Annotated in this window: 1 protein-coding gene; it reads left to right on the top strand. The window is 67.5% G+C overall.

Annotated elements, in window-relative coordinates; translation table 11 throughout:
* Positions 1-87: 87 nt before the first annotated feature.
* Positions 88-13,194 carry a filamentous haemagglutinin family protein gene (locus E5A73_RS20655; RefSeq protein ID WP_168356039.1) on the top strand — a complete coding sequence of 4,369 codons (13,107 nt, stop codon included), beginning with the start codon at positions 88-90 and terminating at the stop codon, positions 13,192-13,194.
* Positions 13,195-13,372: the final 178 nt, after the last annotated feature.

Genomic DNA, 13,372 nt, shown 5'->3' with positions numbered 1-13,372 from the left:
CGATCCGGCCGATGGCGGCCGGCGCGGCGACGGCGGGCCGTCGATTCTGTCCCTGTTGCTCATCGATTCCCGGCCTGGAGTTTTGCAATGATCCCTCGTCGCGTCCCGTCGTCCGGCCGTGCTCGCCGCCGCCTGCTGCTGCTCGGCGCGAGCGTGGCGACTTTGGCCTGCAGCCTCGGCAGCACCCCGGCCGGGGCCCAGACCATGGGCGCGATGCTGCGGCAACAGGCGGGCGCGCCGCGGCCCCAGGCACAACAGCCCGGTGCGGTGCCGCTGCGCTCGCCGACGATGCAGGCCGCGCTGGCGCGCCAGCGCTCGACCCAGTCCCGGATCGCGCAGATCCGTACTTATGCGAGTTCCTTGCGCCAGGCGGTCACGCGCACCGGCGTGACCGACGGCCTATCTTCCGACGGCCTCGATCCGACCGAGGCGATCCGCCAGGCGATCGCGGCGACCAAGGCCGGCGACGCCGCGCGCGCGAACCAGTTGCTGGTCAGCGCCGGCGCTGCCGCCGACATGACGGGGCTCAAGACGTGGGAAGGGGCGGGACTGCCGAGCCAGACCGTGGTCGACGGCCGTACCGTGGTGACGATCGATCAAACCAAAGAGCGGGCTTTGCTTTCGTGGAACAAGTTCAACGTCGGCGCGAACACGACGCTCCAGTTCAATCAGAAGGAGAACGGCGTCGCGCGCCCGGGCTGGGTTGCGGTCAACCGCGTTACCAACGCCACCGATCCGAGCCTGATCCTCGGCAATCTCAAGGCGGACGGTACCATCGTCGTGCTCAACCGCGCCGGCATCATCTTCGGCAAGAACAGCCAGGTGAACACCCATTCGCTGCTCGCGAGCACGCTCGAGCTCGGCAATGCGGCGGTCCAGGTGCAAGGAATCAACCACCGCGTCGCGACGGTGAAGGATCGTAACGACTATTATCTCGACAATGGTCTTTTCGCCCTCGGCAATCGCACGGCGGACGTCACGCTGGAGAACGCGAATGGCGCGGCTTTGCTGGTGTCGGGCCTCGGCGAGCAGAACGGCACCGTCGTCCGGTTCGGGAACGACGTCGAAGGTGCCGTCCTCGTCGACGCAGGGGCGCAGTTGAGCACCGGCACCGGCGGATTCCTCATCCTCGCCGCCCCCGAAATCGAAAGCGCGGGCACGCTGCGCGCAGTCGAGGGACAAGTCAGCCTGCAGGCCGGTCGCGCGGTGAGCTTCATCGAGTCCACCGGCACGGCGACCAGCGCCGACCCCAATGTCCGCGGATACAAGCTCAACAGCTTCGTCTATGGTGGAAGCGGGGACCAGCTGCCGCGCGATCCGATCCCGGGCGACGGCCGGATCCTGATAACCGGCATCATCGAGTCGCGGCGCGGCTATCTGTCGCTCGGCACCTGGGAGTTCGGCTCGATCGAGTCGCGCGGGCTGCTCTCGACCACCACCAGCGTCTCGCGCAACGGCAAGATCTCGATCACCGCGGCCGAGATCCTCCTCGGCGGCAGCGCCGATCCCGCGAAAGCGAGCGGGATCGAAATGATCGCGGACGACAATAACGAGACCATTCCGCAAGGCTCGGCGAACCAACCTGCCACTTTCAAGACGTCGCAGCTCGAGATCGGCATGCAGGTCCAGCTGCGCGACGCGCCTGTCGGCGCCTTGCGCTCGACCAATTTCACCATGGGTCAGAACGCGCTGATTTATGCGCCCGGAGCGAATGTGTCGGTGGGCGCGACGACGCCCGGCGTGAATTTTGGCGCCGTGGTGAACCTGCCGCGCGGGCGGATCGAGATCGGCAGCGGCGCGACGATCGACGTCAGCGGCTACAAGGACGTGCAGCTCGCCGCCTCGCGCAATTCGATCGAGATCACTCCCGTCAAGCGCAACGAACTGCGCGACACCCCCAATTATCGCGAAGTGGCGCTCGATGGCAATTTCACGCTCAACGGCGCGACGCTCTACGTCGATCCACGGCTCTCGGGCGTGCGCGCGGACGGCGTCGCATGGGTCGGCTCGCCGTTGATCGAGGCGGGCAGCCTCGCCAGCCAGATCGGCGTCACTGCCCAGGAATTCATGACCAGGAGCGGCAGCGTCAGCTTGCTGACCTCGGAGCCGCTCATCCGCGACAATCTCTCCGCCGCGACTGCACCCAGCGTCCATATCGCGCGCGACGCGACGATCGATTTCTCCGGCGGCTGGACCAGCTATGCCCCGGGAACGGTGCGGACGAGCCGGCTGATCGCCAGTGACGGGCGGATCGTCGACATCGGCAAGGCCGATCCGAACGATGTCTATGTCGGCGTGGTCGACGGCTTCACCGAGGTCCAGCCCCGCTTCGGCGTGCTGCGCACCTATCTCAGCGCGTCGGGCCAGGGACAACGGCTCGATGCCGCCTATGACGAGGGACGCGATGCGGGCACGCTGACGATCGACGCGGCGGCAGTGGCGGTGGACGGCACCTTTTATGGCAATGCCTTTGCCGGCTCGCACCAGACCGCCATGGGAGATCGCCCGAGCCTGGCGAGCAAGCTTGCCGGCGACGTCAGGCGCCTCCAGCGCTCGCCGTACGAACTGCCTTCGGGCGGCGGCGTGTCGATCAAAAGCTTCGGCGACATGCTGGTCTATCATGGCGAGCGCGGAGCGGCGGAATCCGATTGGGCCGAACTGTTGCTGAGCGATTCGATGCTGAGCGGCTCCGGATTGTCTTCGCTGTCGCTCGACGCGAAGGGATCGGTCACTTTCGCGGGCGCTGTGCCGTTCACCCTGCAGACGCCCGATCAGCTGCGGATCACGGGCGTGTCGAACCTCGCGCTGGCGCCGGGGGGGGCGCTCACCGTCACCGCGGGACGCACGATCCGGTTCGATGGGCTCGTCACGGCCAACTCGGGATCAATCGACGCCCGTACGCTGACCTATGCCTCGCTCGATCAACGGTCGAACCCCAATGGATCGGCATTCCGCACCGGGCTCTACGGCATTGGCGCGGGCGACGATCTTGAGCGGCTGTACGACGCGGATCCCGGAGCGCTCAATCCGTTCGACGTGATCGTCACCGGAGCGCTGTCGACCGCCGGACTCTGGGTCAACGACTATCTCGAGCAGGGCGCGCCGCGCGGCGGCGCCTTCCGCGACGGCGGCAGCATCAGCCTGACCGCGGCACCGAACTTCTTTTCGGCAATCGGCACCAGCCTCGATACCGCCACCCGGGCGATCGACCTGAGCGGAAGCGTGCGCGTCAGCGGAACGCTCAACGTGATGTCCGGCGGCTATGCGACGACGACGGGAAGTCTCCTCCTCGACGGCAAGGGCGGCGATGTTTCGCTCGCCGCCGCCACCGTCTATGCGGCAACGTCGTTGACCGACAGCGGCCGCCTGACGGGAGAGACCACGCATTCGGACAAGCCGCTCGGCGGCGGCGACAGCCAGTCGGTCGACTTCACGCCGCTTCCGGTCAGCCTCCCGTTCGGCGGGGCGGTCCTGCCCAGCCTGGTGCCCGACCCGCGCGCCACGGTCGACATAGCCAATGCTTCGATTCTCGGTTTCGGTTTCGCCGGCGGCGGAACCTTCTCCCTGGTCGCGCCCGACATCAGCTTCGGCTCCGACAATCGCGCAGGCGCGACGCATATCGGCCTGGACTTCTTCCGGAAGACCGGGTTCGGGACGCTCGACGTCAGCAGCTATCGCTCGCGAATCGTCGACGACATCTTCACGAACGCCCGCGCCGGCAAGTCTGCGTTCCTCGAGACGACGCGGTTCGAAGTGCGTGCGGGCGAGACGTTCGACCTTACCCAGTGGCTGCTGCCCTCGGTGCTGACCGCCGACCAGGCGCTCGGGCTCCGCGGGCTCGCCACCGACGCGGACTTGCGGGCACAGTCGCTTCTCACGCCGACCAGAATGGATGCAGCGTGGGACCGGAAAGCGGCGCACCTCGTTCTCGGCGGACTTACCGAGCTCGACATTCTCGCCGGCGGCACGATCACCGGCGCCCCCGAGGCGAGCCTGACCGTCGGCAAACTCTACAATGGCGGCACCATCACGCTCCGTGGCGGCAAGATCATGCAACGCAACGATCTTCCCAACGATCTCGTGATCGGCGGCCTTGGGGTACGTACCGCCGATCTGGGCGGCAACGGACTGGCGGACGCATTCGGCGGCGGGACCGACGCGCTCGGTCGTTTCGACGAGAATGCGCTCAACGCCGCCGGCGTCACCGATCCCGCAGCCGCAGGGCGCGTGATCACCAACCGCGAACTCGTCTCGCGCGATGGCGCCGATCGGTTGATCCATTTCCTCGGGCGGCTCGATGCCTCCCAGGGCATCGTCCTCGACGACGGCAGCGTCACCGATTTGTCCGGCGTCGCGGTCTTCAATCCGCGCGCGCCGTTCCAGCCGGGCGGTGTCCAGATCCGGGCGGGGCGTGTGCTCGACGGCGGGAGCGTCCAGCTGCGTGCCGGACTTGCAGTCAGCCGCACGACATTGTTCGGCGCAAGCACGACCGCGCTGGACTCGAAGAGCTTCACGCGACGGGACGGCGCGGCGCTCGACATCAGCGGCACCAGCGCCTTTCTCGATCAGACCACCGGACTCGGCAACTTCGCTCCCTATCTCGAATGGAGCAAGGCGGGCACGATCTCGGCGCTGGGCGGGGGATCGCTCGGCACCACGGCGCTCGACGCGCGTGGCGGCGTGGCGCAGGCGCAGGGCGGCACGCTCGAATGGCTGCGGCCGACATTGGGCTCGGATGCGAGCGGCGGCACCGACTATCTCTCTGCCGGCACGATCGCCGCGAGCGGCTTTGACAGTCTGATCGCGCGCAACGCGCTGACGCTCGATGGCGACTTCTCGCTGTCGCTGCGCAAATCCTTGATGGTTCTCTCGCAGGATCCCGCGACGGACAATCTGTTCGGTCCCGACGCCGAGGTCCATGTCTCGGCGACGGCAGGCACGCATGCGTCGGTCGGCGCGTCCTATGTACGCCTGGCGAGCCGGTTGGGCTCGGTCCAGATCCCGCAGGTCGCAGTCGGCGATGCTTCGGTCGAGTTCATCGCGGGCGGGCAGGGGATCGATCTGGCCGGCGGCGTCGGCTTCGACCGCTCGATCGCCTCGGTTGCGCTCCGCACCTCCGGGGATATGCGTCTCATCGGCGTTAACGATGGCGACGCCGGAGAGGTCGCCTATGACGGCCGGCTCATCGCCAATGGCGACCTGCTGATCGACGCCCGCCGGACCTATGCCACCACCGGCACGGGCAATCTGCAGGCCCTGCTGGAAGGTCGCCCCGCGAACGTGTCGCAGCCCTTCGACATCGTGGCGGCGGGCAATCACAGCATCACCTTCGGCAACACCTGGCTCGATGCGGGCGCGCCGGTGCCGCTTTCGGCCGGAACGCACATTCGCGTCCTTGCCTCGCGCATCGCGCAGAACGGCTATCTGGCAGCGCCGCTCGGACTGATCGAGCTCGGATCGAACGGCGTGGTGACGGGTCCCGACAACATCGTGATCTCCAACGATCCCACGCAGTCCCTGACCTTCGGGGCGGGCAGCGTCACGACCGTCTCGGGTGCGGGCCTCAACATCCCCTACGGCAGCACCACCGACCTCATCGAATATTATTTCCCCACCATACCGACGCCGATCACTCGGCTGCCGACCGGCCAGCTCAATCTCTCGGCCGCCTCGATCGTCGAAGAGACCGGCGCCCGGGTCGACGGGCGCGGCGGCGGCGACGTCTTCGCCTATGAGTTCCAGTCCGGCGTGGGCGGCTCGCGCGACGTGCTCGACCGGATCAACCGCGATCCGTTCAGCGGCAACGATTTCGATTCGATCACCGGCAACGGCTATCAATATGCCGACCACCGCCAGGTCTTCGCGCTGGTGCCGGTGAGCCAGGCGAACAAGATCGCGTTCTACGACCCGCTTTATTCGGCGGACTATGGCAGCGCGGGTCCAGTCGATCTTTATGGCGCGAATGCCGGCATGACGGTCAAGCTCGACGGCGCGCCGGGCGTGCCCGCGGGCGAATATCTGCTCATCCCGGCCAAATATGCGGTGGCGATCCCAGGCGCACTGCGCCTCGTCGAGAATAGCGGCACGGGCGCGCCGCTGCCGGGGCAGAGCGCCACGATGCTCGACGGCAGCATCGTCGTCGGCGGCAGCTATGGTTATGCAGGCACCGGCATCGCCGAATCGTCGCGTCGCGGATTTACCGTGCAGAGCCGCGACAGCTTCCTCAAATATTCGAACATCGTCACCACGAGCGGATCCGAAACGCTGGTGAAGACAGCTGCGGGCAAGGGCATCGCGCGACCGCGGCTGCCGCTCGATGCGGCGCGGGTGATCCTGAGTCCGCTCACCGAGCTTCGCATCGCGGGCCTCTTCGACACGCGTGCCGCCGAAGGCGGACAGGGCGGGCAGTTCGACCTGCTCGGCGCGAACGTCGTCATCGCTGCGGATGACAGCCGGCAGACGCCCGGTGCGCTGACGGTCAGCGCACCGACCCTGGCAGCGTTGGGCGCGACCAGCCTGTTGATCGGCGGCCAGCGCCGCGACGCCGCCGACGGCACCACTGCGATCAATGCGAGCGCGCACTCGATCCTGTTCAAGGACGGCGTGACGCTCGACACGCCCGAGCTGCTGCTCGCGGTGGGCGGCGCCGGCTCGACGCTGACCATCGAGGACGGCGTGACGCTCAGGGCCAGCGGCGCGCTCGGCGCACAACCGGCAACCGACTATACAGCGTTGACCGCGGGCTCGCTGCTACGGCTTGCCAATGGCGCCGAACGCCTCGTTTCGCGGTCCGCGACGGGCGCGTCGACGATCCAGATCGGCGCGGCGAGCATCAGCGGCACTTCGCTGGCGCTGGACACCAGCGGGATCTTCGCCGTCGCCGACGAGGCCGCGATCGCCGCCGACCGGATTGCGATCAGCGGCGGCGCGATCCAGTTCGACTCGAGCGGGCAGGCAGCGGGGCAGGCCGGCGTCATCGGCGCGGGTCTCGAGGCGAAGCTCGCCGCCGCCCGCCAGCTTACCGTGCGTTCGCCGGGCGCGATCCGTTTCTCGGCGGGCACGCATCGCTTCAAGGGTCTGGTCCTCGATACCGCGACGCTCGCCGGCGTCGCCGGCATCGCCGCCGATGGCGCAGTGGCGATCGATGCGGGCGATGTTCGCCTGCGCAACGCGGCGGGCAGCGCCGATGGCTGCGGCACGGCCGGCTTCTGCGGCGAGGCGAGCAGCCTCACGCTCAATGCCGCGACGCTCAGCTTCGGCGCCAACGCAGTGCGGGCCTCCGGCTTCGCGGACTCTGTGACGCTCGCCGCGAGCGGCGGCATGTATGTCGAGGGCAAGGGATCCTTCTCGGCCGGAAACGCCGCGCTCGCGCTGCGTGCGCCATTCCTCGCCGATCGCGCATTGCTCGCCGATCCGCGCGCGCAGAAAGTGCGGCCCGAATATAGTTTCCTCACCAACGCGGCTTTCACGCTGACCGCGCCGGGAGGGGCCTCCGTCCCGGTGCCGACGGGCGACGCCGCGCCCGGCGCCAGCATCAATATCGGCACGAAGGATGCGCCCGTGCTCTCCGCGGCGATCGTCGGGAGCCTGATCCGCGCCTCCGCGGGCATCATCGACGTCGAAGCGAAGGGCGACATCACACTATCGGGCGCGACGCTGTCGACGCCGGGTTATGAGAAGACCTTCGGCGACAGCGTGGATGCCGTGACCGTGTCCGCGGGCGGCGGAACGATCAACCTTCTGTCGAAGAGCGGCAACCTGACCGCCGACGCGGCGAGCACGTTGATCGTCGACAGCGGCACCGGATCGGCGGGAGCGCTCAATCTCCTCGCCGGCAACGGCGCGATCAGGCTCGACGCGACGCTCAACCCCGGGGTGCAGGGCAATCGCCAGAGCTCGTTCGCCTATGATTCGGGCCGTGCGAGTTTCGATCTGAGCGGCTTCGTGACGCGGTACGGCCGGTTGTTCGGCGGCGATCTGGCGGTGCGGAGCGGCGTGGGCGATCTCGCGCTCGCGGCGGGCCAGACGCTCGATGCGAAGCGCGTCAGCCTGACTGCGGACGGCGGGCGGATCGTGATCGCCGGGACGATCGACACCTCGGGCGTGAACGTGGCGGGGATGACCGCGGACCAGGCGCGCAACGCCGCGGTCGACGGCGGCGACATCGCGCTTTGGGGACGCAATGGCGTGGCGCTCGCCGCGACCGCGAAGCTCGACACGCATACCAGCGGCTATGCCGACACGGACAGCCGGGTCGCCTCCGCCGGCGACGTGACGATCGGGATCGAATCCGCCGATGCGGCGATCGACATCGCGAACGGCGCGATCATCGATGTCGGCGCGCGTCGCACCCAGACGGCTCGGGGCGCGGGCGAAACCGGCGCGCGGCTGGTCCCGCAGGTGATCACCGATCCGGCGACCGGCAATTCGGTCACGGTATATCGCTATGCGGCGGCCGATGCCGGCGGGATTGTCCGTCTGCGCGCGCCGGTTCTCGGGGCGGGCGAGGACAAGGTCGCGGTCAGCCCGCGCGGTTCGATCCAGGGCGCGAGCACGGTCCAGCTCGAAGCCTTCAAGCGCTACGACCTCGACGCGCTGGCGAGCAGCGGACTCTATTCCGGGATCAGCCGCGACGCGAACGGCACACTGCTGCTCGACATGGCGGCGAGCAGTGCGGCCGGCGGCAAGTTCAATCCGTTCACCGAGAATTTCGCGCTTGCCGATGGCGGTTCGTCGGTGGTGCGCTTCATCCAGGATTTCGGCGTCACCACGCTCGACGGCAGCAGCCTCGACGGCGTGCGCCTGCGCCCAGGCATCGAGCTGGCGTCCGACGGCAGCATCAAGACGACGACGCAGTGGAATCTCGCTGCGGCAAGCTTCTCGCCCGCACAGCTCGATGCGGCGCTGAGTGCCGGCGTGATCGAGGTCATTCCCGAGCTGAGCACCGGCGGCCAGACCCAGTATCGCGTGGTTCCGGGGCAAGAAGGCGCGCTGCTCGATCGCTTCGCGACCTTCCTCTACCGCACCGGTGGCACGGCGCGGGGCGAGGCGCCAGTGGTGACGCTGCGGGCAGGCGGCGACCTGATCGTCAACCGCAGCATCAGCGACGGCTTCTTCAGCTTCCGCGACAAATCGAACGCCGGCTATATCAACTGGCAGCTCGGCGGCGGCGACCGCAGCTATTCGCCCGCGCTCCAATTCTCGTGCGGCGGTGCCACCGGCTCCTGCGGTGACATCCCCGGCTATTCAACGGGCAACCCCGGGGGAACCCGCACGCTGACGATCTCGCTCAGCGCGCAGGCCGGGCAAGGGACGCTCCTCGGCGCCGATCGCTTCGTCAATTCGCCGCTCGCGCTGGCGAGCAACGGTGCGGCGGGCGGCGGCGAGACGGGCGACTCGCTGGGCTTTGCCGAGCTTTTCCCGCTGCTCGACGGCGACGTCGCGATGCATTCGTCCGATCTGCGGCTCGTCGCCGGCGCGGGCAACGCCTTGTCCGCGAACCCGCTATATGTCGATCGGGCGCTGGACGCCGACATGATCGTGGCGGGCGAATATGGCTATCGGCTTACCGCGACGGGGACGGTCCGCTTCGACGATCCGCTCCAGTTCCGGCTCCAGCGCCCGGCGGGCACCACCCCGATCGACTTCAACATCGGCGACACGCTCGACCTCAGCGACCCGACCGCGCAACTCGATCAGCTGCGCAGCGATGCCTATACCCAGCTCAACTGGGGCAACTCGACGGGGTTGGGCGCCGATGCGCGTGCAGCTGCGTTGCTTTACTTCGCGGGCAAGGGCTACGGCTTTAGCGGGTCGCCTGCCCAGCCGACCGGGATCACCGCGCCGCTTTCGGAGATCATCGGCTTCCTGCAATCGTTCGAGCCGACCTATGTCGCCGGCCTCGCGAGCGGGCGGACGGGCTATGCGGCGAACCGGACGCCGCCAATCACCAGCTACGGTAGCGCCGATCAGGCCTATGTCCGTTCCTATGTGCGAACCGGTGACGGCGCAATCGACGTTGCGGCGGCGCGCGACATCGACCTGCGCGGCGCCGCGGACCTCACCAATCGCGACGCGACGGTCTATCGCCGGCCGGACGGAACCGCCACCGCGGCGCCGAACTATAGTTTCGGCTCCCCCGCCATCCCTTCGTCCAATGCGTCGGCGGATTTCTCCGCGGCGGCGATCTACACCGCGGGCGCGCGGGTGGCGAAGGCCGATGTCAGCGCGCGGATTGCCGGAGGCGGACTGGTCTCGATCCGCCCAGACAGCCCCTATTTGGATCCCGCGACCGAGAAGCGCGACTTCATCCCCACGCCGAGAGGATTGTCGGACACCCAGCCGGTACTGGCCTGGGGCGGCGGCGACATCGCCCTGGCTGCCGGAAGAGACGTGCTCGGCACCCGTGACGTCTGGAGCGAACGCTTTCTGGCTGCCGGCGCGACGAACGGCCAGATCAGCCAGCGGTGGCGTACCGGCGGCGTCGGCCTCGATACCGAGATCGGCATCGCTCCACGCTATTTCACTTCGGGAGTCGGCGCGCTCGCCGGCGGCGACGTGACGATCGAGGCAGGGCGCGACGTGGTCGAGCTCACCGTCGCGCTCGACAACGGCGTCACCACCGCGCCGACCGCCGCGGGCGCGGCCATGCTGTCGTTTGGCAACGGCAATCTCGCACTGACCGCGGGGCGCGACATCCTGGCGGGCCGGTTCGACGTTGCCTCGGGCACCGGCAGCATTCATGCCGAGCGCAGCATCGGCGCCTTCGGCCTCGAGCCGATCGGAGTCGGTGTCGGCGACGTGATCCCGCGTCAATATGCGCGGATCCGTCTTGCCGATGCAGTGGTCGGCGTTTCGGCGAAGGGTGCGGTGACGCTGGCCAGCGCGTCTGCGCTGGGTGTGGATAGCGCGGCGCAGCAGGACTATAATTCTGCCGGATTCTTTAGCCCGGCCGCGGCGATCGGCATCTCGGCCAACGAGAAGCTTGAAATGGCGCCACCCTTGCTTCTCGGCAATTGGGACTATGGCGTACAGCCTCGATTAGCCGGCGGAGTCGGCGGGCCACCTCCCGCCTTTATCCAGGTTCTCCCGCCGACCGTGTCGCTCACCTCGCTGTCGAGCAATGTCGTGCTGCCCGCGGAGCCGCAGCAGCTGCTTTATCCTTCTTCGATCGGCCAGCTTCGTCTGTTCAGCGACGGCGACCTCCAGGATCTGGCGATTGCGATGAGCGACGTGGATCCGGGGCTGCTCGCCGGGGCGTTCACCAGCACCGTCTCCGGCACGCCTTATCAATTCCCCTATGTCGTCGCGACCACGACCGACGCGCAGCTTCGCGCCCAGCACAACCGGCGCATTACGCATTCGGGCGACGCCGAGCCGGTGCGGATCTACAGCAACGGCGACATCGTCAATTCGGCGATCTTCCTGCCCAAGCAGGCGCGGATCACCGCCGGCGGCGACATAGTCGACATGTTCTTCAACGGACAGAATCTGACTGCGGACGATGTAACCCGCATCCGGGCAGGCGGCGACATCTTCGGCACCATCGGCTCAACTTCGGATCTGCGGCCCTTTGTGCGGTCGAACAACTTCATCCTCGGTGGGCCGGGGAGCTTCATCCTCGAGGCGGGTGGCGACGTCGGGCCGTTCGCCAGCTCCGTCGATATCGAAGCCGGCCCGCAGATCTACAGCTTCGCCGGTGGCGTTCGCACGATCGGCAACGAGTATAATCCGTGGCTGACTGACCAGGGGGCAGACCTTCAGGTCCGGTTCGGTATGGCGGCGGGCGCCGATTACGCGGCGCTGCGCGAAACTTATCTCGATCCCGAAAACTTCGCGAAGCTCGACGGCGACCTCTTCGCGCAGATCACCGACGCCTTCGGCAATCAGCGGCCCGACCGCAGCAAGCCGATCTATGCGCCGTTGCTCGCCGAATGGCTCCGCGACCATGCCCCCGAGGCCTTCGCCGCCATTTTTGGCGACGCGGGCTTCGCAAGCGGCGCTGCGCTCGCCGAGGCCGCCTATGGCCGCGCCGAGGCGCTCTATCGGGCGTTCGTCGGGATCGACTTGCTGCGTCAGCAGGATTTCCTGATCAACCGCCTGTATTTCAACGAGATCGCCGAGGTCGGCAATCGAAGCGGAGCGTCGTTCCAGCAATATATCCGCGGTTATCGCGCCATCCAGACGCTGTTCCCCGCAAGCCTGGGCTATACCGACAATCTCGCGCCCTACACGCTCGATCCCTCGACGGTCTCCGCCGATCATCCGCTTGGCGAGCCGGTACGCAACGTCGTCGACGGCCAGCCGCAAAAGGCCGACCGGATCGCGACCGGCAGCGTCGACCTCCGTCTCGCAACGATCCAGACGGCGCGCGGCGGAAACATCACCATACTCGGTCCGGGCGGCGACATGATCGCCGGTTCGATTGTCCGCACTGCAGAACAGGCTGCACGGCGAGCGTCTGCGTTCGGGCCGGTGCTGGCCGGGTTGCCGCCAGCGCTCGAGTCGGGACGAGTCCAGTCGATTAGCGGAACCCAGTTCCTCTCCATACCTCTGGGCTATGAGGGGTTGTTGACCTTGCGCGGCGGCGAACTGCGCGCGTTCACCGACGGCAATTTCATCCTTAACCAAAGCCGCGCCTTCACCCAGCAGGGCGGCGACATCGTCATGTGGTCGTCCAACGGCGATCTCAACGCTGGTCAGGGACCCAAGAGCGCGTCGAACTTCCCGCCGATCGCCTTGCGGTTCGACGAGAACGGTCTGTCGGAGATCAACAGCGCGGGCAGCGTTTCCGGCGCGGGCATCGGCACGTTCAAGCGCACGCCTGAAGACCTGGCCTCGGACGTGATCCTGATCGCGCCGGTGGGCGAGGTCGATGCCGGCGACGCCGGCGTCCGCGCCTCCGGCAATGTGGTCGTGGCGGCGGCGCGCGTTGCCAACGCCGATAATTTCAAGGCGGCGGGCGACCTCTCCGGCGTGCCGAGTCAGGGCATCACCAACGTCGCCGTGACGCCCAACGGCGCCAACGAAGTGCAGGCGCAGCTTCGCGATGTGACCCGCGCGGCGCAGCCGCCCGCTGATGGTCGCTCGATCATCACGGTCGACGTGCTCGGACCGGTGACCGACGGCCGTTGCGAGGATCGCAATCGAAGCGACGATCCGGACTGCGTGCCGGGGCAGAGCATTCAGCAGTGATCGTATAAGTTCGCGAGTTACAATTCTTTGATTGGAGACCTGAAATGGCCGGCGATCCTAATAACCCATTTAATGGCAAGCTATCACAACTGAACGGTGTGATTTTTGACTCAGGGGATCTTGGAGCGGCGAGCTTCTCCGATATTTCTCGGGTCGGAGATAAAATCCAGGCATACGG

This window comes from Sphingomonas gei, from assembly GCF_004792685.1.
In the GTDB taxonomy this organism is placed as follows: domain Bacteria; phylum Pseudomonadota; class Alphaproteobacteria; order Sphingomonadales; family Sphingomonadaceae; genus Sphingomonas; species Sphingomonas gei.
Note: the sequence above shows the minus strand (reverse complement) of the source record. Positions and strands in the feature narration are given on the sequence as shown.

What these genes read in the sequence shown, in the direction of transcription:
- E5A73_RS20655 (WP_168356039.1), top strand. Translation starts at nt 88, where the DNA reads ATGATCCCTCGTCGCGTCCCGTCGTCCGGCCGTGCTCGCCGCCGCCTG.